Origin of the sequence: Clavibacter michiganensis subsp. tessellarius (assembly GCF_021922985.1) — a bacterium.
Taxonomy (GTDB): Bacteria; Actinomycetota; Actinomycetes; order Actinomycetales; family Microbacteriaceae; genus Clavibacter; species Clavibacter tessellarius.
Map to the genome: position 1 here is coordinate 130,025 of NZ_CP040788.1, position 20,668 is coordinate 150,692.

18 protein-coding genes and 1 riboswitch are annotated in these 20,668 nt (G+C 75.8%); of the genes, 2 read left to right on the top strand and 16 right to left on the bottom strand.

Annotation, left to right across the window (positions count from 1 at the left end; all coding sequences use genetic code 11):
• Positions 1-130 precede the first annotated feature (130 nt).
• Positions 131-1,540: an MFS transporter gene (locus FGG90_RS00570; RefSeq protein ID WP_094126105.1), complete on the bottom strand. Its 1,410-nt coding sequence runs from the start codon at positions 1,538-1,540 to the stop codon at positions 131-133.
• Between the two features lie 105 nt (positions 1,541-1,645).
• Positions 1,646-3,061 carry an MFS transporter gene (locus FGG90_RS00575; protein WP_094126104.1) on the bottom strand — a complete coding sequence of 472 codons (1,416 nt, stop codon included), beginning with the start codon at positions 3,059-3,061 and terminating at the stop codon, positions 1,646-1,648.
• Positions 3,062-3,275: 214 nt separating this feature from the next.
• Here FGG90_RS00575 and FGG90_RS00580 point away from each other — a divergent pair, with 214 nt between their 5' ends.
• Positions 3,276-3,554 carry a hypothetical protein gene (locus FGG90_RS00580; protein ID WP_094126103.1) on the top strand — a complete coding sequence of 93 codons (279 nt, stop codon included), beginning with the start codon at positions 3,276-3,278 and terminating at the stop codon, positions 3,552-3,554.
• A 69-nt stretch (positions 3,555-3,623) separates the two neighbouring features.
• Here FGG90_RS00580 and FGG90_RS00585 read toward each other — a convergent pair whose 3' ends face one another.
• The 13 genes from FGG90_RS00585 to FGG90_RS00645 form a co-directional block, all read right to left on the bottom strand.
• Positions 3,624-5,420, bottom strand: a complete 1,797-nt coding sequence (locus FGG90_RS00585) for an ABC transporter permease subunit (RefSeq protein ID WP_094126102.1) — start codon at positions 5,418-5,420, stop codon at positions 3,624-3,626.
• Entirely contained in the window at positions 5,420-6,988 is a 1,569-nt protein-coding gene (locus FGG90_RS00590) for an ABC transporter substrate-binding protein (RefSeq protein WP_094126101.1), read from the bottom strand. Before FGG90_RS00590 ends, FGG90_RS00585 begins: the two co-directional genes overlap by 1 nt.
• The gene (locus FGG90_RS00595; protein ID WP_237583480.1) at positions 6,978-8,417 is read right to left on the bottom strand and encodes an MFS transporter; all 1,440 of its coding nucleotides are present in this window, start codon (positions 8,415-8,417) and stop codon (positions 6,978-6,980) included. Before FGG90_RS00595 ends, FGG90_RS00590 begins: the two co-directional genes overlap by 11 nt.
• Positions 8,414-9,289, bottom strand: coding sequence for an ABC transporter ATP-binding protein (locus tag FGG90_RS00600; protein ID WP_237583481.1), 876 nt, complete (start codon positions 9,287-9,289; stop codon positions 8,414-8,416). The genes FGG90_RS00595 and FGG90_RS00600 overlap by 4 nt, the downstream gene beginning before the upstream one ends.
• 8 nt (positions 9,290-9,297) lie before the next feature.
• Positions 9,298-10,173, bottom strand: coding sequence for an ATP-binding cassette domain-containing protein (locus FGG90_RS00605; RefSeq protein WP_094126100.1), 876 nt, complete (start codon positions 10,171-10,173; stop codon positions 9,298-9,300).
• Between the two features lie 94 nt (positions 10,174-10,267).
• A complete protein-coding gene (gene ribH, locus FGG90_RS00610; RefSeq protein ID WP_094126099.1) occupies positions 10,268-10,750 on the bottom strand; it encodes a 6,7-dimethyl-8-ribityllumazine synthase in 483 nt (160 codons plus the stop codon).
• A complete protein-coding gene (gene ribA, locus FGG90_RS00615; protein ID WP_094126098.1) occupies positions 10,747-12,081 on the bottom strand; it encodes a GTP cyclohydrolase II in 1,335 nt (444 codons plus the stop codon). Before ribA ends, ribH begins: the two co-directional genes overlap by 4 nt.
• Positions 12,078-12,761: a riboflavin synthase gene (locus tag FGG90_RS00620; RefSeq protein WP_094126097.1), complete on the bottom strand. Its 684-nt coding sequence runs from the start codon at positions 12,759-12,761 to the stop codon at positions 12,078-12,080. The genes ribA and FGG90_RS00620 overlap by 4 nt, the downstream gene beginning before the upstream one ends.
• Positions 12,761-13,828 carry a bifunctional diaminohydroxyphosphoribosylaminopyrimidine deaminase/5-amino-6-(5-phosphoribosylamino)uracil reductase RibD gene (gene ribD / locus FGG90_RS00625; RefSeq protein ID WP_094126096.1) on the bottom strand — a complete coding sequence of 356 codons (1,068 nt, stop codon included), beginning with the start codon at positions 13,826-13,828 and terminating at the stop codon, positions 12,761-12,763. Before ribD ends, FGG90_RS00620 begins: the two co-directional genes overlap by 1 nt.
• Before the next feature lie 70 nt (positions 13,829-13,898).
• A riboswitch (FMN riboswitch) is annotated at positions 13,899-14,043 on the bottom strand.
• A 95-nt stretch (positions 14,044-14,138) separates the two neighbouring features.
• On the bottom strand, positions 14,139-14,960 hold the full coding sequence (locus tag FGG90_RS00630; protein WP_094126095.1) for an HAD family hydrolase: 822 nt from the start codon (positions 14,958-14,960) through the stop codon (positions 14,139-14,141).
• The gene (trpS, locus tag FGG90_RS00635) at positions 14,957-15,970 is read right to left on the bottom strand and encodes a tryptophan--tRNA ligase (RefSeq protein WP_094126094.1); all 1,014 of its coding nucleotides are present in this window, start codon (positions 15,968-15,970) and stop codon (positions 14,957-14,959) included. The genes FGG90_RS00630 and trpS overlap by 4 nt, the downstream gene beginning before the upstream one ends.
• 67 nt (positions 15,971-16,037) lie before the next feature.
• Positions 16,038-16,883, bottom strand: coding sequence for an exodeoxyribonuclease III (locus FGG90_RS00640; protein WP_094126093.1), 846 nt, complete (start codon positions 16,881-16,883; stop codon positions 16,038-16,040).
• A 10-nt stretch (positions 16,884-16,893) separates the two neighbouring features.
• Positions 16,894-18,021 carry a YihY/virulence factor BrkB family protein gene (locus tag FGG90_RS00645; protein ID WP_094126092.1) on the bottom strand — a complete coding sequence of 376 codons (1,128 nt, stop codon included), beginning with the start codon at positions 18,019-18,021 and terminating at the stop codon, positions 16,894-16,896.
• Positions 18,022-18,195: 174 nt separating this feature from the next.
• Here FGG90_RS00645 and ptsP point away from each other — a divergent pair, with 174 nt between their 5' ends.
• On the top strand, positions 18,196-19,800 hold the full coding sequence (ptsP, locus tag FGG90_RS00650) for a phosphoenolpyruvate--protein phosphotransferase (protein WP_237583552.1): 1,605 nt from the start codon (positions 18,196-18,198) through the stop codon (positions 19,798-19,800).
• Positions 19,801-19,898: 98 nt separating this feature from the next.
• Here the strand turns inward: ptsP and FGG90_RS00655 are convergent, their stop codons facing one another.
• The gene (locus FGG90_RS00655; RefSeq protein WP_045526945.1) at positions 19,899-20,660 is read right to left on the bottom strand and encodes a succinate dehydrogenase iron-sulfur subunit; all 762 of its coding nucleotides are present in this window, start codon (positions 20,658-20,660) and stop codon (positions 19,899-19,901) included.
• Positions 20,661-20,668: the final 8 nt, after the last annotated feature.

Sequence of the window (20,668 nt, forward strand, 5' to 3'; positions counted from 1 at the left end):
ATGCGCGGGCATCGAGGGGCATCGATGCACGGACGATCCGCGTCCACGCGCGCGGACGGGCGGCCGCGCTCCGCCGGGCCGGGTGACCCGTCGTCCCGCCGCCGCCCGCTCGGGGTGGGGCCGCCCGGGATCAGGCCGCGTCGGCTCCGGCGACGCCGCGCGTCTCGCCCTGCTCGCGCAGCACGAGGAGCGCGACGAACGAGAGCGCCGACGCCACGCTGAGGTACACGCCGACGAGCCAGACGCTGCCGCCCGCGAGGCCCCAGAGCCAGGTCGCGATGAACGGGGCGACGGCGCCGCCGATGATGCCCGCGAGGCTGAAGGACAGCGACGCGCCCGTGTAGCGCACGTCGGTCGCGAACACGGCGGGCAGCAGCGACCCGACCGCCCCGTAGGCGAGGCCGATGAGCACGAAGCCCAGCACGATGAACATGAGCGTGCCGGGCAGGCCCGCGGCGAGCAGCGGCTCCATCAGCAGGCCGAACGCGACCATGCCGAGCGCGCTGCGGAGCACGACGGGCCGGGCGCCCATGCGGCCGGCGAGCACGCCGGACACCACGATCGCGACGGCGAAGAACACGACCCCGACGAGCAGCATCTCCAGGAAGTCGGTGCGCGCGTAGCCGAGGCCCGCGTGGAACGACGCCGGGTCGAACGGCTTGCCCGCGGCGGTGGCGGCGGCCTGGGCGGCGTCCGCCGTGCGGGGCGAGGTCGCGAAGGTGACCGCGAACGTGGTCATCAGGTAGAAGAGCGTGAAGGTCGCGAGCAGCGCGAACGCGCCGAGGACGAGGCCGCGCCAGCCGGTGCGGATGGTGCGGCCGAGCGGGAGGCGGGAGGTCTCGCCGCGGTCGAGCACCTCCTGGAACTCGGGCGCCTCGACGAGCCGCACGCGCACGTACAGGCCGACGACCACGAGCACCGCGCTCGCGAGGAAGGGCACGCGCCAGCCCCACGCCTGCAGGTCGGCGGGGGAGAGCGAGAGCGACAGGATGAGGAACAGGCCGTTGGCGAGGAGGAACCCGACGGGCGCGCCGAGCTGCGGGAAGGTGCCGTACAGCGCGCGCTTCCCGGCGGGCGCGTTCTCGGTGGCGAGCAGCGCCGCCCCGCCCCACTCGCCGCCGAGGCCGAGGCCCTGCACGAAGCGGAGGATCGCGAGGGCCGCGGGGGCCGCGAGCTCCCAGCCGGGCGTGCGGCCGCTCGGCAGGCAGCCGATGAGCACCGTGGCGATGCCCATGGTGAGCAGCGAGGCGACGAGCGTGCCGGTGCGGCCGATCCGGTCGCCGAAGTGGCCGAACACGACGGACCCGATGGGGCGGGCGAAGAACGCGACCCCGAACACCGCGAGCGACTCCAGCAGCGCGACCGTCGGGTCGTCGGCGGAGAAGAACAGCGCCGGGAAGACGAGCACGGCGGCCGTCGCGTAGACGTAGAAGTCGAAGAACTCGATGGAGGTGCCCACCAGGCTCGCGACCAGCACGCGCGAGCGCGGGTTCGCGGGAGCGGGGGAGGGCGGGCTGGTGGTGGCGTGCGCAGCGGACATGGCGGTGGCTTCCGTCTTCAGGGGCGGGGAGACGCCACGGATCGTGGCGGGCCGACGGTACCGGCGCTCCCCGCCCCTCGGGGCCGGTCGTTCACATGACGGGAGTCAACTGACGTTCCCCGCGTAGTCGGCGTCGCGCGTCTCGCGGCTGATGATCAGCGCCACCAGCGTGATCGCCGCCATCGCGCTGAGGTACACGCCGACGAGCAGCACGTTCCCGTCGAGCAGCTGCCAGAGCGCCACGGCGATGAACGGCGCGACCGCGGCGCCGAGGATGCTCGCCACGTTGTAGCTGATCGCGGATCCCGTGTAGCGCACGTTCGTCGGGAACAGCTCCGGCAGCACCGCGCCCATGGGGCCGAACGTGAGGCCCATGAGGGTGAAGCCGATGATCAGCAGCGCCATGGTGCCGGCGAAGCCGCCCGCGAACAGCGGCACGAAGAGCAGGCCGAACACGAGGATCCCGAGGGTCGTCGCGATGAGCATCTTGCGGCGCCCGTACTTCTCCGCGAGCGGGCCCGAGACCATCGTGAAGACGCCGAAGAACACGACGCCCACGATGAGCATGAGCAGGAAGTCGTTGCGCGCGTAGCCGAGGCCGGCGGCGAACGTGTCGGGGTTGAAGGGCTTGCCGGCGGCGGTCGCGGCGGCCTCGGCGGTGGCCGCGTCGCGCGCGGTGGTGCCGTAGGTGAGCGTGAACGTCGTCATCAGGTAGAAGAGCGTGTAGGTCGCCAGCATGATGAAGGTGCCGAGGATCAGCGGCCGCCAGCTCGACACGAACACGCGCGCGACGGGCAGCTTCGCGACCTCGCCGGAGTCGACGACCTTCTGGAACGCGGGCGTCTCGATGAGCTTGAGCCGCACGTAGAGGCCGACGATCACGAGCACGGCGCTCGCGAGGAACGGCACGCGCCAGCCCCACGACTGGAACTGCTCGGGGGTGAGGCCGAGGCTGAGCGCGAGGAAGACGCCGTTGGCGACGATGAAGCCGATGGGGGCGCCCAGCTGCGGGAACGTGCCGTAGATGGCGCGCTTGCCGACCGGCGCGTTCTCGGTCGCGAGCAGCGCGGCGCCGCTCCACTCGCCGCCGAGGCCGAGGCCCTGGCCGAAGCGCATGATCACGAGGAACGCGGGCGCCGCGACCTCCCAGCCGGGCGTGAGCGCGGTGGGCAGGCAGCCGATCAGGACGGTCGCGATGCCCATGGTGAGCAGCGACGCGACGAGCGTGCCCTTGCGGCCGATGCGGTCGCCGAAGTGGCCGAAGAGGATGGATCCGATGGGCCGGGCGATGAACGCGACGCCGAACACCGCGAAGGACGCGAGCTGCGCGACGGTCGGGTCGTCGTTCGCGAAGAAGAGGGCGGGGAAGACGAGCACCGCCGCGGTCGCGTAGACGTAGAAGTCGTAGAACTCGATCGACGTGCCGATGAGGCTCGCGATGATGACGCGCGAGCGCGAGTTCCCGGCGGGCGGGGTGGATGCGGTGCTGGCGGCGGTGCGGGCCGCGGGGGTCGTGGACATGCGGGGAGACGGCTTTCGGCTGATGCGGCGTGAGCGGCAGGGGCGCGCGGAGGGGGCGGGCGCGCCGGTCGGGCGCGGGCGCCGGGTGCGGCGGAGTCGAGGGGGCCACTCGTGATGGCGGTGCTGAGTTTACGCCCCTGAGGAGACGCTGTGCGCGGTCGGTAGGTTGGGCGGGACGGCGCAACCCGCGACGCCGCCGACCACGAGGAGCCCCATGGCGCACGAGACCGGCCGCGCGATCCTGCCCGGGCTCGCCCAGCTCTGCGGCGCCGGCGCGATCGTCGCCGTCGCGACCGGCTTCTGGTACCTCGCCATCCCCTGCGTCGCGGTGGTCGTGCTCGTCGTGCTGCAGCTGCGGCGCTGGACGCACCGCGAGCTCGAGGAGCGCGCGCGTCTCGCGGAGGCGCCGACGGAGGAGGACGAGGACGCCGCCCTGGCGTGGGACGAGGACGGCGGCATCGCCCGGGACCCGCGGCCGGACGACCGCGCGTAGCCCGGCCGCGGCGATCGCCCGGGGGCTCCCGCCCCGGGACGCCCGCGGCGGCGCCGGTTGTCGCGGGCGTTACGCCCGATCGAGCGCGGGGGACGGCTCGACGGTCGCGCCCGCCTCCGCCACGGATCCGCGTCGCCGTCGCACGAGCCCCGACAGGTCGTGCGCCGAGAGCGACACCGCGAGCACCGAGGCGAGCACCAGCGCGAGCGCGGGCGTGCCGACCGCCCACGGGGCGCGCTCGGCGTAGGCGCTGCCCTCGCTGAGGATCAGGCCCCACTCGGGCGTCGGCCGGTCGGCGCCGAGGCCGAGGAAGCCGAGCGCGGCGAGCGTGAGGGCGATGCCGGGCAGGCGCAGCATCGCGTTCCGCACGACCGGGCCGACCACGGCGGGCAGGAGGTGGCCGAGCAGGATCCGCGCGCGTCCCACCCCGAGCACCGGCAGGATCCGCACGTGCGGCTGGGCGCGCGCCTCCGTCATGAGGGCCCCCGCGTGCGCGGCGAGCGGCGCCCAGCTCACGGCCGCGACGGCGACGGCGGCGCCCCAGGTGGACGGTCCCTGGATCGCCGTCACGACGATGCCGGCGAGGATCGGCGGCGCGGCGTTCGCGACCTCGATCGGGCCCACCGTCGCGTGCGGCAGCAGCCCGAGGAGGAGGCCGATCGCGCAGCACGCGACCACCACGAGGAGCGCGGTGCCGAGCGTCGTGATCGCGCCGTGGCCGACGCGGCCGAGCAGGTCGCGGCCGCTCGCGTCGGCGCCGAAGGGGAGCTGCCACGAGGGCGGCGCGAGGCGGCCGGACGCGGTGGCGTACGGATCCCGCGCGAGGCCCGCGACGACGATCAGCGCGAGGAGCCCCGCGGCGACGGCCGGCACCACGGCGTCGCGCCGCCGGGCGGGGACGCGCGCGTCGGGCACGGGCAGGGAGCCGAGCCGGAGCGCCGGGCCGAGGAGCGCGCGGCGGAGGAGGCTCGCGAGGATCCCCGCCGCCACGGCCACCACGAGGAGCGCGAGCACGCCGGCCTGGAGCGCCGGGACGTCCTGGCTGCTCGCGGCGCCGAGGGTCGCGCGGCCGATGCCGGGGATCGCGAACACCTGCTCGACCGCGACGGCCCCGCCCGTGAGGCCCACGAGCACGAGCCCGACCTGGCCGAGCACCGACGGGAGCGCGCGGCGCAGCACCGCGAGGGTCGTGCGCGCAGGGGAGATGCCCGCCATGGCCCACGTGGCGACCCAGCGCTCGGCGGACGCGGCCTGGATCGCGTCGGCGAGGAGCCGGCCGACGAGCCCGCCGCCCGGGATCCCCAGGGCGAGCGCCGGGAGCACCGCGTTCGCCGGCCCGTCCCAGCCGGAGGGCGGCGCCGCGCGGAGCCACACGGCGACGACCACGAGCAGCGCGGTCGCGAGGAGGAACTCGGGCAGCGCGGTGAGGGCGGCGGCGACGGCGCCGGATCCGCGGGCCCGGCGTCCCCGCGTCGCGGTGAGGAGCGCGGGCGCGCACACGAGCGCGGCGATCCCGAGGACCACGACGATCGCGAACGCCATGAGCGTCAGGGAGACCCCGAGCGCGTCGAGGGTGCCGGGCAGCACCGGGCGGCCGGAGATCCACGACGTGCCCAGGTCGCCGCGCGCGACGCCCGCGAGCCAGTCGAGCGACACCCGGAGCGGCCCACGGTCGAGCCCGAGCTCGGCCCGGATCGACGCGAGCGCCTCCGGGGTCGCCTCGAGGTCGGCGTAGCGCGCGCGGAGGACCGTGTACTCGGGCGAGCGTCCGGACAGCCACGGCAGCGCGCCGACGAGCGCGACCACGCCGCCGACGGCGACGACCCGGGACGCCCCGACGACGATCCGCTCGCGCGCCGCGCCCATCAGCCGTCGACGCGCGTGTCGGCCGTGATGAGCGCGCGCTCGCGGGGATCGCGGACGGCGCCCGTCACCCCCGCGGCCTCGCCCTGGATCACGCGCTCGTGCAGGAGCGGCACGGCGGCGTCGTCGGCGAGCACGAGGGCCTCGACGCGCATGATCGCGGCCCGCCGGTCGGCGCCCGCGGGCAGCGCGGACGCCGCCGTGAGCGCCTCGTCGACCGCGGGGTCGCACTCCTGCGAGATGTTGAACGAGCCGGCGCACGCGAAGTCGCTGTAGAGGTACGCCGCGGGGTCGCCCGAGTCGAGCACGGTGGCGCGCGACAGGATGAAGGCGTCGAACCTCCCCGCCAGCGCGTCGGCCTCGATGTACTGGTACTCGCGCACGTCCTGCGTCACCCGGAAGCCCGCCGCCTCGAGCTGCTGCTCGAGCTGCACGGCGACCTCGGGGAGCTCGGCGCGATCGGTGAACGTGCCGAGGGTGATGGGCACGCCGTCGACCTGCGCGGGTGCGGCGCGGCCGGCGAGGGCGTCGCGGTAGGAGGCGCCGTCGCGGAGGTCGGCGGCCCAGGGGAGCGCCGGGCCGAGGAGGCCGGCCGCCTCGTCGGCCCGGCCCTCGTAGACGCTCGAGACGAGGGCGGCGCGGTCGACGGCGGCCTGCGCGGCGGCGCGCACGGCCGGATCCGCGAACGGTCCCGTCCTCGTGTTCAGGTAGAGGGTGTTCGTGCGCGGCATGGGGACCTCGTGGATGAGCGCGGGATCCACCTGCGCGGCCTGGCCGACCGGGATCGCCTCGACCACGTCGGCCGTGCCGGTGCGGAGGGCCGCCGCGCGCGCGGTGCCGTCGGGCACGAAGCGCACGTCGATGCCGGAGGCCGCCGCGCGGCCGCCCCAGTAGTCGTCGAAGCGGTCGAGCGTGGCCGACGAGGTGCCGTCGACCGCGGTGAGTCGGAAGGGGCCCGTGCCGGTGCCGACGGGCGAGACCGTGCCGTCGGCCGCGTACGCGGAGGCCGCGAGGATCGCCAGCTGCGGGCTCGAGAGGCGCTGCGGCAGGAGCGGGTCGGCGCTCGCCGTGCGGACGACGAGGCGGTCGCCGTCGGCGGTGGCGGTGAGGTCGACGCCGTCGAGGATCCGCGGCTTCGGGCTCGCCGCCGCCGCGGCGGTGAGGGAGGCGGCGGCCTGCGCGGCGGTGAGGGTCGTGCCGTCGTGGAAGGGCACGTCCGGGCGGATGTCGAAGGTCCAGGTGAGGTCGTCGGTCCGCGTCCACGCGGTGGCGAGCTGCGGTTGGGCCTCGCCGAGGTCGTCGAGGGTCACGAGGGTCTCGGCCGTGCTCCAGCGCGACAGCTTGAACGCGTCGTCGCTGAGCGGCGTGAGGCCCGAGCGCGGCGGCTGCAGCATCGCCAGGCGGATGCGGCCGTCGCCGCCCGCGGATCCGTCGGCGGAGGATCCCGGGCTCGCCGCGAAGCAGCCGCTGAGGGCGAGCGTCGACGCGGCGGCGAGCGCGACCAGGGCGAGGGAGCGGGCGCGGCGGGCGGATCCGGTGGAGCGGGCGGAGCGGGGGCGTCTAGCGGGCATGGGGTCCTTCTACGGGGATGCGCGGGGCATCGGCGGGGTGGTGCGGGAGGGTCAGGGGCCGCTCGGCGGCGGGCGCGTCGGGCGCTTCGGGTGCCCTGGCGGATGGGGCGGCCGGCGTCGCGGACGTCGTGGCGGCGGAGCCCGCGGGCAGCAGCCGCGGCAGGCCGATCGCGGCCGCGACGGGCAGCGCCGCGAGCAGCCCCCAGGCGAGGGCGGGAGCGGCGTCGAGCAGGGATCCGACCACGCCGCCGGCCACGAGCACGGCGACGCCGCCGCAGCTGGCGAGCAGCCCGTAGAAGGACGCCGTGGGCCGGGCACCCGCGAACGACGGCACGAGCTCCATGGTCACGGGGCCCGCGGTCATGTGGCCGAGGGTCAGGCAGACGACGAGCGCGGCGGCGGGCAGCAGCGCGGCCCCGGCGGGCGGCGGCACGAGCGATCCGAGGGCGAGCGCCGCGAACCCGGTCGCGGTCGTCCCGAAGCCGAGCGCCAGGGCCCGGCCCGGCCCGAGCCGCTTCGCGACGAGCGCGACGGGCCACTGCAGCGTGATGGTGAGGAGCGAGACGGCGAGGAACGCGGATCCGACGGCCGCGGTCCCGGCGCCCGCCCGCGCGAGCTCGAGCGGCAGCCCGAGGTAGAGCTGGTTGTAGGCGACGAGGTCCACGGCGAAGAGCGCGGAGAAGGCGAGGAAGCGGCGGTCGCGCACGGCGGCCCAGCGGTCGGGGCGCGCGCCGGCGGTGGAGGGGGCGTGCGCTGCGGCGTCGGCGGGCGCGTCGGATCCGGGCGGCCGGGCGCCGGCGGCATCCGCTCGCCCCGCGTCCGCTCGCCCCGCGTCCGCCCGCCCCGCGTCCGCCGGGATCACGCACCACAGCGCCACCCCCACCGCCGCGAACAGGCCCGCCCCCACGAGCACCGTGGTCGAGAAGCCGAATCCCAGGAGCGCGGCGCCCGCGAGCGGCCCCACCGCCGCGCCGACCTCGCCCACCAGCACGAGCGCGGCGAACAGCGACGGCCGTCCGGCGCGCCGGCGGTCGCGCCCGCGCGCGTCGGCGGCCGCGACGAGGCTCTGCAGCGCCGGGCTGAAGAGCGCGCCGCCGAACCCGGTGAGGATCGCGCCGACGAGGAAGCCCGGCAGGTCCGCCGCGAGCGCGAGCCCGAGGTAGCCGGAGACGCGCACGACGCAGCCCGCGGCGATGAGCGTCCGCGGGCCGAAGCGGTCGGCGAGCATCCCGCCGAGGAGGAAGAGGCCCTGCTGGCTGAAGGTGCGCGCGCCGAGCACGAGGCCGATCGCGAGGGCGCCGAGCCCCAGGTCGTCGCGCATCACGACGGCGAGGAACGGCACGACCGCGTAGAAGCCGAGGTTGAACACGAGCTGGCTGGAGAGCAGCACGGCGGCGTGGGGTGCGCCGGCGCGGTGGGGCGCGGTCATGCGGTGAGCGCTCCCGGCAGCCGCGGGACGGCGTCGGCGAGCTCGCGCGTGGCCGGATGCGCGGGGGCGGCGAGGAGGCGCGCGGTCGGCCCCTCCTCCACGACGCGCCCGCCCGCGAGCACGACGCTCCGGGCGCAGAGCCGCGCGACGGCGTCGAGGTCGTGCGAGACGAGCACCAGCCCGATGCCGCGCTCCCGCACCAGGCCGTCGAGCAGCTCGATGATCCGGTCGCGCAGCGGCAGGTCGACGCCGCTCACGGGCTCGTCGGCGAGCAGGATCCCGGGGGAGGTCGCGATGGCCCGCGCGAGGGCGACGCGCTGGGCCTGCCCGCCGGAGAGCTCGGCGGGGCGCCGGCCGGCGAGGGAAGCGGCGAGGCCCACGTCGTCGAGGGCGCGGGCGACGATCGCGGCGTGGTCGCCCGGCACGTCGAGGCGGCGGAGCGGCTCGCGGATCAGCTGCCGCACGGTCATGCGCGGCTCGAGGCTCGCGCCCGGATCCTGCGGCACCGCCTGCACGCGCCGCCGGTACCAGCGGAGGGCGGATGCGCGGCCCGGCTCCACCGGCCGGTCGCCGAGGCGGACGCGGCCCGCGGCCGGCGCCTCGAGCGCGAGGAGGACGCGCAGCAGCGTCGACTTGCCGGATCCGGACCGTCCCACGACGCCCACCGTCTCGCCCGGCGCGACGCGGAACGACACGTCGTCGAGCGCGGGGGAGGGCGCGGCGCCGCCGGACGCCCGGGCGGCGCGGGCGGCCCGGCGGGCGGCGGGGTCGCGCCGCGGCGGGTAGCGCAGCGTGATCCCGGTGGCGGTCAGCGCGTCGCCCGGGCCGCCGGCCATCGAGCCGGCCACGGCGTCGCCCCGCACGTCGCCCATCGAGCCCCTCACCGCGCCGCCGCCGCGCCGAGCGGGGCCGAGACCGCGGAGCGCTCCGTCGTCGCCGGCGCATCGTCGTGCGCATCCCCGCGAGCCGGCTCGCGGCGCCCCGCCGCCGCCACGAGCGCCCGGCTGTAGGGGTGCCGCGGCCGCCGCACGAGGTCGCGCATCGACGCGGACTCCACGACGCGGCCGTGCTCGAGCACGACCGCCCGGTCGCAGAGCGCGGCGGCCACGGCGAGGTCGTGCGTGATGAAGAGGAGCGCCTGGCCGGTCGCGTCGAGGCGGCGGCGGATCACGTCGACCACCCGCGCCTGGGTCACGACGTCGAGCGCGGTGGTGGGCTCGTCGGCGAGCAGGAGGTCGGCGTCGCACAGGAGGGCGAGCGCGAGGCAGGCGCGCTGGCGCTGGCCGCCCGAGAGTTCGGCGGCGAAGGCGGGGAGGACGCCCGCGGGATCCTCGATGCCCACCTCGTCGAGCAGGGCCATGACCTCGAGGCGGGCGTCGGCGCGGGTGAGGAGGCCCGCGTCCGCGGCGGATCCGCGCGCCCGCGCCGCCTGCAGCGCCGCCACGAGCTGCGCGCCCACCGTGACGAGCGGATTGAGCGCGGCGAGGGAGTGCTGCTGCACGGCGGCGACGCGGCCGAGGCGCTGTCGCGGTGATCCGGGCCGCACCGCGCGGCCGCCGAGCTCCACGACGCCGTCGACCGCGGATCCGGTCGGCAGCGTCCCGAGCACGGCCTGCGCCGTGAGCGACTTGCCCGAGCCGGATGCGCCGACGAGCGCGACCCGCTCGCCCGCGCCCACGCGGAGGTCGACGCCGTGCACGAGCGGGATCCCGCCGATGCGGATCGCGAGCCCGCGGACGTCGAGGGCGGGCTGCATCGCACCTCCATCCCGGCGCCGCCGGACGGTCCGCGACGCTCCGGATGACCCTACTGATACCCGTTCTCGATATCAAAACCGAGCGGTCAGCAGGTCAGGCGCCGCGGATGCCCTTGAGCAGGAGCGCGGTGGTCACCGCGGCCTCCGCCGCCTCGGCGCCCTTGTCCTCCTTCGAACCCGGGAGCCCCGCGCGGTCGATGCCCTGCTGCTCGTCGTCGAGCGTGAGCAGCCCGAACCCGATCGGCTTGCCCGTGAGGAGCGAGGCCTGCGTGAGGCCCGAGGTCGCCGCGTCGGAGACGTACTCGAAGTGCGGGGTGCCGCCGCGGATGATCACGCCGAGCGCGACGACCGCGTCGGCCCCCGCGTCGAGCGCCGCGCGCGCCACGACGGGCAGCTCGAAGCTGCCGGGCACGCGGATCACCGTGGTGGTGACGCCCGCCGCGTCGAGCACGCGCTGCGCGCCCGCGAGGAGGCCCGCGCTGATCTCGTCGTGCCAGCGTCCGGCGACGACCGTGACGGACAGCCCCCGTCCGTCGAGCGCGGTGGGGTCGATCTCGGGTGCTCCGTGTCCGCTCATGCGGTCTCCTCCTGGGGTGATGCGGTCGTGGTGGTCAGGCCGTCGGGCGCCTCGGCGTCCGGGTAGGCGTCCGGGCCGATGTGCATGTCGGTGTCGAGCACCAGGCGGTGCCCCATCCGGTCGCGCTTGGTCTCCAGGTACCCGGAGTTGGTGGCGTTCACGCCCACGACGAGCGGCACGCGCTCGGTCACGCGGACGCCGTGCGCCTCGAGCTGCCGCACCTTCTCGGGGTTGTTGGTGAGCAGGCGCACGTCCTCGACGCCCATGTCCTGGAGGATCGCCGACGCCGCGCCGTAGTCGCGCGCGTCCGCGGGGAGCCCGAGGGCCACGTTCGCGTCGAGCGTGTCGAGGCCGTCCTCCTGCAGCCGGTAGGCGCGCAGCTTGTTCACGAGGCCGATGCCGCGCCCCTCGTGCCCGCGCAGGTACACGACCACGCCGCCGGCGTCCGCGATCTCGTCGAGCGCGGCGTCGAGCTGCGGGCCGCACTCGCACTTCAGGGATCCGAGGGCCTCGCCCGTCAGGCACTCCGAGTGCACGCGCACGAGCGTGCCGTGCGCGGTCGGATCGCCGGAGACGACGGCCACGTGGTCGGCGCCCGTCGTGCGGTCGCGGTAGGCGCGCAGCCGGAACGTGCCGTGCGTCGTGGGCACCGTGGTCTCGACCTCGAAGATGACGCGCGACGCCTCGGGGATGGCGACCGCGGGCTCGAGCGGGCGGTCGCAGTGGAACTCCTCGAGGTGCTCCTTGAGCGCCTCGATGGTCACCACGAGCACGCCCTCGCGCTCGCCGAGGGCGAGGAGGCCGGGCAGGCGCATCATCTCGCCGTCGTCCTGCACGATCTCGCTGATCGCGCCGACGGGCGTGAGGCCCGCGAGCGTGAGCAGGTCGACCGCGGCCTCGGTGTGGCCGTCGCGCTCGCGCACGCCGCCGTCCACCGCCCGCAGCGGGAGGATGTGGCCGGGCCGGTGCAGGCTCGTCGGCACGCTGCCGAGGTCGGCGAGCACGCGCAGGGTGTGGGCGCGGTCGGACGCGCTGATCCCCGTCGAGAGCCGGTCGGCCGCGTCGACCGAGACCGTGTACGCGGTGCCGCGCGGATCCCGGTTGTCGGCCACCATGAGCGGCAGCTCCAGCCGGTCGGCGATCTCGTTCGTCATGGGCGCGCAGATGAAGCCCGAGGAGTGCCTCACGAGCCAGGCCACCCACTCGGGCGAGGCGGACTCGGCGGCGAGCAGCACGTCGCCCTCGTTCTCGCGGCCCTCGTCGTCGACGACGATGACGGGCCGGCCGGCGCGCAGCTCCCGCAGCGCGGCGGGGATGGCGGCGAGGCTCACGAGCGGGCCTCCTCGGTGGCGGCGGCGGCGTCGGCAGGCGCGGCGGCGGGCGCGGCGTCGCGGTCGCGGGCGTCGAGCGCGAGCATCCGCTGCACGTGCCGGGCGAGCACGTCGGTCTCCAGGTTGACCTCGTCGCCGAGCTCGAGCGCGCCGAGCGTTGTCGCGGAGAGCGTCTCGGGGATGAGCGACACCTCGAACCAGGCGCCGTCCGCGGGCACGTCGGTCGGGCTGACCGCGCTCACGGTGAGGCTCACGCCCTGCACCGTGATGGATCCGCGGTCCACCACGAGCGGCGACAGCTCGGCGGGCAGCGAGAAGCGGAGGATCCGCCATGCCTCGCCCGGCGTGGTCGCGAGCAGGCGGCCCGTGCCGTCGACGTGGCCCTGCACGATGTGGCCGCCGAGCCGATCGCCCACGCGCGCGGCGCGCTCGAGGTTGACGCGGTCGCCCACGCCGAGCCGGCCGAGCGAGCTCATCACGAGCGTCTGCCGCATGACGTCGGCCGTGAACCCCTCGGGCGTCTGCGCGACGACCGTGAGGCACACGCCGTCGACGCTGATGGAGTCGCCGTGCCGGGCGTCGGACACCGCGAGCGGCGCCTCGACCGTGATCCGGGCGGAGTCGCCCTCGGCGTCGAGCGCGAGGACGCGTCCGCGCTCCTCGATGATCCCTGTGAACATCACTGGCCTTCCGTGGTGGGTCGCGCGGTCACGAGGAGGTCGTCCCCGAGCCGCGTCGTGCTGATGAGGGTGAGTCGGTGGGCGGCCGGCATGCTCGGCACGCCGAGGTCGCCGGTCGCGGTGCGGGGGCCGCCGAGGAGCACGGGCGCGAGGTAGGCGACCACTTCGTCCACGAGCCCGGCGGCGACGAGCGCGGAGACGATCGTGGGGCCGCCCTCCACGAACACGTGCCGGATCCCGCGTCGGCCGAGCTCCGCGAGGGCCTCGGCCGGGTCGTGGCCCGCGATGCGGATGAGCCGGCGCGGGTGCCGGTGCACGGCCGCGTCGTCGGGGATCGCGCGGTCGCCGAGCACGACGGGCGCGGGCTGGTGCGGGTACGGGATCCCGTCGGGCCGGCGGGCGGTGAGCGCGGGGTCGTCGGCGAGCACGGTGCCCGTGCCCACGAGGATCGCGTCGGCCTCCGCGCGACGGCGGTGCACGTCGTGGCGCGCGGCGGGTCCCGTGATCCACCGGCTGGTGCCGTCGGCGGCGGCGATGCGGCCGTCGAGGCTGGAGGCCCACTTCGCGGTGACGAACGGGCGGCCGAGGGAGGCGGATCCGAGCCACACCCGCAGGAACGCCGCGGCCTCCTCGGCGAGCACGCCCGGCACGACGTCGACGCCCGCGGCGCGCAGCCGGGCGGCGCCGCCCGCGGACTCGGCGCCGGGGTCGGCCACCGCGTACGCGACGCGCGCGACGCCGGCCTCGACCAGCGCGGCGGCGCACGGCCCCGTGCGGCCGGTGTGGTTGCAGGGCTCCAGCGTGACGACGGCGGTGGCCCCGCGCGCCCCGCCCGCGGGCAGCTGCCGGAGCGCGTCGACCTCGGCGTGGGCGGATCCGGCGCCGCGGTGGCGGCCTTCCGCGATCACGCGGCCGTCGGCGTCGAGGATCACGCAGCCGACGCGCGGGTTCGGCCCCCAGGCAGGACCCTCGGCGGCGAGCTCGAGGCCGCGGCGCATGGCGCGCGCGAGCGCGGGATCGCCGGACGCGAGGGCGTGCGCCGCGGGTGCCGTCGGGTCGTCGTGCATGGTGTCCTCGTCCGTGGACGGACTCCGGGCGCGGTCGACGAGACCTCGACGCCGGCAGGGTCGCTGGCGCCGCGTGCGCCTCCCATCCGGACTTTAACCGTCGGTCCCGGAATCCCACCGGATCGGCGGACGAGGCTCCCGGGGACCCGGTCGCGCATCGTCCGTTCGCGGACTGTCACCGCCGGCTCGGATTTCCACCGACCCCGGAGCACGTGTATGCGTCGAGATTAGCCCACGCGGCTGGGAGGGCCGCCGCGGATGACGGGATGCGACGCGGAGCGGATGTGCGCAGGGGCCGTGCGGCGGGGCGTCAGGCGCCGGTCAGCGCGTCCACGGCGTCGGCGAGCTCACCGAGCGCGGTGATGCGCACGATGCCGGCGCGCTCGGCCCGCTCGCGGTCCTCCGCGGGCACGTCGGGCCAGCCGCGCTCGGCATCGCCCGCGGGGTCGCGCGCCGGATCCCCGGAGCCGGCGTCGGGATCGAGCCAGACGGCGCCCGCGAGGCCCGCCTCCGCCGCGCCGAGCGCGTCGGTGCGGAGCCGGTCGCCCACCATGACGGCCTGGGACGGGTCGACCCCCGCCTCCCGGCACGCGAGCAGGAAGATCCGCGGGTCCGGCTTCGTGAAGCCCAGGTCGCCCGAGCAGACGACGGGGGAGAGGCGGTCGGTGAGCCCCGCCGCGGCGATCTTCGGCTCCTGCTGGCTGCGCTCGCCGTTCGTCACGATCCCGAACCGCACGCCCGAGTGCCGCCGCGCCATCTCGTCGAGGGCCTCGTGCGCGCCCGGCAGCGCGCGCCACGACGCCTCGTAGCCCGCGAGGTAGCCGCCGAACCAGGCGTCCGTCGCGGCGTCGTCGTGCGCGAGGGCGTCGGCGTCGGCGGATCCGCGCGCCCGGAGGAACCCGCGCACGCGCGCCCGCCGCTGCCCCTGGTAGTCGAGCTCGCCCGCGAGGTACCGGTGGTAGTGCTCCTCCTCGAGCGCGACCCACAGCGCGACGGCCTCGGCGACCGCCGCCGGGTCGGATGCGTCCAGCAGCCCCCGCGCGGCGAGGTGCGCGGCGATCCCGTCGGCCACGGCGCCGCGGTGGTCCACCAGCGTGTCGTCGAGGTCGAGCAGGACCAGCCGCAGGGTCATCGGCCGGCGCGCCGCACGAGGCCGACCGCGTCGTACACGCGGGCGAGCATGGCGTCCGCCCGCTCCTCGGCCCGCGCGGCGTTGCCGGCGAGCACGCGGTCGAGCTCGGCCGGGTCGTCGAGCAGCTCGAGCGTCCGGGCGCGGATCGGCTCGAAGACGCCCGTGACCACCTCGGCCACGTCCTTCTTGAGGTCGCCGTAGCCGCGGCCGGCGTACCGCTCCTCGAGCGCCGGGACGGCCGTGCCCTCGAAGGCCGACAGGATCGTCAGCAGGTTGGAGACGCCGGGCTTCCCGCCGCGGTCGAACCGGATCTCGCGCTCGGTGTCGGTGACGGCCGAGCGGATCTTCTTGGCCGTCCTCGCGGGCTCGTCCAGCAGCCACACCACGCCCGCGTCGCTCGCGGCGGACTTGCTCATCTTCGAGGTGGGGTCCTGCAGGTCGTAGATGCGGGCCGTGTCCTTCTGGATCATGGGCTCCGGGATCCGGAACACGTCGCCGAACCGCGAGTTGAACCGCTTCGCGAGGTCGCGCGTGAGCTCCACGTGCTGCTTCTGGTCGTCGCCGACGGGGACCACCTCGGTGCCGTAGAGCAGGATGTCCGCCGCCATGAGGGTCGGGTAGGCGAACAGCCCGAGCGTCGTCGCGTCCTGGCCCTGCTTCTGCGACTTGTCCTTGAACTGGGTCATCCGGCTGGCCTCGCCGAAGCCGGTGAGCGTGTTGAGGATCCACGCCAGCTCGGTGTGCGCCGACACGTGCGACTGCACGAAGAGCGTGGAGACGGCCGGGTCGATGCCCGCCGCGATGTACTGCGCGGCCGTGCGCCGGGTGCTCGCGCGGAGGGCGGCCGGATCCTGCGGGACGGTGATGGCGTGCAGGTCGACGACGCAGAACACGGCGTCGTGCGTGGTCTGCAGCTCCTTCCACTGGAGGAGCGCGCCGATGTAGTTGCCGATCTGCAGCGAGTCGGCGGACGGCTGCATGCCGGAGAAGAGGACGGGGCGAGCGGTCATGGCGATGCCTTCGTGTGCGGAGCGCGGGGCGCTCAGGGGGCGCCGGTCGGGCGCGGGGAGGAGGGGATCAGATGGCGTAGTCGACGACGACGGGCGTGTGGTCCGACCATCGCTGGTCGTACGCCTCGGCGCGGTCGACCGCGTAGCCGACGACCTTCTCGGCGAGGGCCGGGGTCGCGAGCTGGTAGTCGATGCGCCAGCCGGTGTCGTTGTCGAACGCCTTGCCGCGCCAGCTCCACCACGTGTACGGGCCGTCGACCTCGCCGGCCTGCTGGCGGCCCACGTCGACCCAGCCGAGGCCGGGCCCGGTGGATCCGTCGACGCCGGTGACCTCCTCGCCGCGGGGGCCGAGGATCCGGTCGAGGTATCCGCGCTCGCGCGGCAGGAAGCCGGCGCGCTTCACGTTGCCCTTCCAGTTGCGGATGTCGAGCTCGCGGTGGCCGACGTTGAGGTCGCCGACGACGACGGCGAGCTCGGAGTGCTGGGCGATCTCGGGCAGGCGCCGCTCCATGCCGTCGAGGAAGCGCCACTTCTCGTCCTGCTTCGGGGTGCCGACCTCGCCGGAGTGCACGTACGCGCTCACGACCGTGACGATCGTGCCGTCCACCTCGTAGTCGGCCTCGAGCCAGCGGCCGGCGCTGTCGAAGTCCTCCTCGCCGATGGCGACGCGGTGGATCTCCGCGCGGCGGCGGCTCGCGATCGCCACGCCCGCGCGGCCCTTGGCGGTCGCGGCGTCGTGCATCACGTTCCACTCGGGGCCGAGGAGGCCCTCGATGTCGCTCGTCTCGGCGCGCACCTCCTGGATCGCCAGGATGTCGACGTCGCGCGTGGCGAGCCAGTCGCCCATGCCCTTGCGGAACGCGGCCCGGATGCCGTTCGTGTTGATGGACGCGACGCGGAGGTTCGAGGGCATGGAGACGATCCTAACGGCGGTGCTCGCCGCGCAGCCGGAGCAGGACCCGCGTCAGCCCGCGCGACGCGGCGTACCGCTCGCGGGCTCGGGCGCGCTCCTCCTCCTCGAGGATCCGGCGGGCCTCGTCGAGCTTCGCGAGCCGCTCCGCCTCCAGCTGCTCGGGCGTGAGGTCGCGGGCGTCGATGCCCCGGTCGCCCATGCTCACGGCGATCCACGAGGCGCAGACGAGGATGACCTGGCAGATGAGGTTGAACCAGATCAGGAGCCCGATGATCACCGCGAACGACGCGAGCAGGGGGTTCCGGCTCGCCCCGCCGAGGAGCGCCGTGCCGAGCACCTTGAGCACGCCCATCGCGACGCCGCCGAGGAGCGCGCCCTGCAGGAGCTGCGGCCCGGGGATCCGGACGCCCGAGAGCACGCGGAACGCCCCCGCCAGCACGGCGGTGTCGAGCGCCAGCACGAGCGCGAGGCCGACGGTGCGGCCGACGACGACCGCGAGCAGCGAGTCCTCGGGCACCTGCACGAGGCCGAACACGAACCCGAGGAGCCCGGTGCTGACGACGGACAGCGCCGCCGAGAGCAGCATCGCGAGCGCGAAGCAGAGGGCGAGGCCGAGGTCCTTGACCTTGAGCCACAGGAAGAACGTGGTGGGCGGCGGCAGCTCGAAGATGCGGCGCACGGAGTCGCGCGTGGAGGCCAGCCAGCCGAGCGCGGTCACCAGCAGGCCGATGGATCCGATCACGCCCGTGACGGTCACGGCGTCCGACGCCAGCAGCGCCTGCGGGTCCTTGATGGCCCCGTCCGGGCCGAACAGCCCGGGCACCGCGCCCTGGATCAGCGTGAGCAGCGAGTCGAGGAGCGCCGGGTTCCCGGCGAGCACGGATCCCGCCACCGAGAAGCCGACCGCGAGCGCCGCGAACACCGCGAAGACGGCCTGGTACGACATGCCGGCCGCGAGGATCGGCCCGCCGGCGGCGCCGTAGGCCAGGAACACGCGCACGGGCTTCAGCGCCATGACGCGCCCGATGAGGGCGGGGATGCCGGCGGGCGCCGGGGCGTCGGCGGCGGGCGTCGCGCCGGTCGCGGGGGAGCCGGGTGCGGGGCGCTCGGGCCGTCCGCGGCCGTCGGGGGCGGTCATGCCCCGAGGATACGGGCCGCCGGGCCCCTGCTAGCGTGGACGGGCCGTTCCGGCAGCCCCACCGGACAGCCCATCCCGCGCACGGCGTCCGTGCGCGCGGCCGCACCCGAGCGAGGAGTCCCCGTGCGCATCACCGGTATCGGAGTCGGACATGGAGTGGCCGTCGGGCCCGTGATGCGGATGCCCGACCCGCTGCCCGAGCCCACGACGGATCCCTTCACGGGCGACGCCGACGCCGAGGTCGCCCGCGTCTCCGAGGCCCTCGCCGCGACGGCCGACGACCTCGCCGCCCGCGGCACCCGCGCCGGCGGCGACGCGAAGGACGTGCTCGACGCGCAGTCCCTCATGGCGCGCGACCCCGCGCTCCTCGACTCGGTCGGCAAGCTCGTCGGCCAGGGCCGCTCGGGCGAGCGCGCCGTCTTCGAGGCGTTCGCCACCTTCCAGGAGCTGCTCACGGGCATGGGCGGCTACATGGCCGAGCGCGCGGCCGACCTCGCCGACGTCGCCCAGCGCGTCATCGCCCGGCTCCGCGGCGTGCCCGCGCCCGGCATCCCCACCGCGGACGCGCCCTTCGTCCTCGTCGCGCGCGACCTCGCGCCCGCCGACACCGCGCTCCTCGAGCTCGACCGCGTGCTCGCCCTCGTCACCACGGACGGCGGCCCCACCAGCCACACCGCGATCCTCGCCCGCAGCCGCTCCATCCCCGCCATCGTCGGCGCTACGGGCGCCGCCGACCTCGCGGAGGGCGACGAGGTCGTCGTCGACGCGGCCGCCGGGATCGTGACCGCGCACCCGGACGCCGCCCTGCGCCAGGACGCCCTCGACCGGATCCGCGCCCGCGAGGAGGCCCTCGCCGCGCCCCTCACCGACGGCGCGCTGGCCGACGGCACGCCCGTGCCGCTCCTCGCCAACCTCGGATCCCCGGCGGAGGCCGCGCGCGCCGTCGAGCTCGGCGCCGAGGGCGTCGGCCTCTTCCGCACCGAGTTCCTGTTCCTCGACGCCGCCGAGGCGCCGTCCGTCGCGGAGCAGACCGCGCGGTACACGGCCCTCCTCCAGGCGTTCCCCGGACGCAAGGTCGTCGTCCGCGCGCTCGACGCCGGCGCCGACAAGCCGCTCGCCTTCCTCAACGACGCCCACGAGGAGAACCCCGCGCTCGGCCTCCGCGGCCTCCGCGCCCTGCGGGCCGCCCCGGCGATCCTGCGCGACCAGCTCACGGCGCTCGCCGCGGCGGACGCCGCCACCGACGCCGACCTCTGGGTCATGGCGCCGATGGTCGCGGACGCCGAGGAGGCCGCGTGGTTCGTGGAGCTCGGCCGCGAGCTCGGCCTCCGCACGGTCGGCGTCATGGCCGAGGTGCCGTCGCTCGCGCTCCTCGCCGACCAGGTCGTCGAGGTCGCCGACTTCGTCAGCGTCGGCACCAACGACCTCACCCAGTACACGATGGCCGCCGACCGGATGCTCGGCTCCGTCGCCTCGTACCAGGACCCCTGGCACCCGGCCGTCCTCCGGCTCGTGGGGGCGCTCGGCGACGCGGGCCGCGCATCCGGCACCCCCGTCGGGATCTGCGGCGAGGCGGCTGCGGATCCGCTCCTCGCCGTGGTCCTCGTGGGCCTCGGCGCGACGAGCCTGTCGATGACGCCCGCCGCCCTCGCCGACGTCCGCCTCGAGCTCGGCCGCCGCACCCTCGACGACGCCCGCGCGGCCGCCGCGGCCGTCCTCACGGCGCGCTCGGCCGCGGGCGCCCGCGCCGCCGCCGAGCGGGTGCTCGCCGACCGCTGATCCGGATCCGGCGCGCGCATCGCGCGGACCCGGACACGACGACGGCCCCGCCGCTCCGAGGAGCTGCGGGGCCGTGCGTCTGCGGGGGAGCGGTGTCGCTACGCCTTGCCGCGCATGATCGCCTGCTTGACCTCGGCGATCGCCTGCGTCACCTGGATGCCGCGCGGGCACGCCTCGGAGCAGTTGAAGGTCGTGCGGCAGCGCCACACGCCCTCCTTGTCGTTGAGGATGTCGAGGCGCACGTTCGACTCGTCGCGCGAGTCGAAGATGAAGCGGTGCGCGTTGACGATGGCGGCCGGGCCGAAGTACTGGCCGTCCGTCCAGAACACGGGGCACGACGAGGTGCACGCGGCGCAGAGGATGCACTTCGTGGTGTCGTCGAAGCGGGCGCGCTCGGCGGCGGACTGGATCCGCTCCTTGCCCTTCTCCGGCTTCGTGTTCGAGATGAGGAAGGGCTGCACGTCGCGGAACGACTCGAAGAACGGCTCCATGTCGACGACGAGGTCCTTCTCCAGCGGCAGGCCCTTGATGGCCTCCACGTAGATGGGCTGGTCGATGTCGAGGTCCTTGATCAGCGTCTTGCACGCCAGGCGGTTGCGGCCGTTGATGCGCATCGCGTCGGACCCGCACACGCCGTGCGCGCAGGAGCGGCGGAAGGTCAGCGACCCGTCCTGCTCCCACTTGATCTTGTGCAGCGCGTCGAGGATGCGGTCGGTCGGGTACACCTCGACGTCGAAGTCCTCCCACCTCGGCTCGGCGTCCTGGCCGGGGATGAAGCGGCGGATGATGAGGGTCACCGTGAAGGTGGGGATGGCCGAGGCCTCTCCGGCGGGGGGTGCGTCCAGGGTTGCGGTGCTCACGGGTGCGT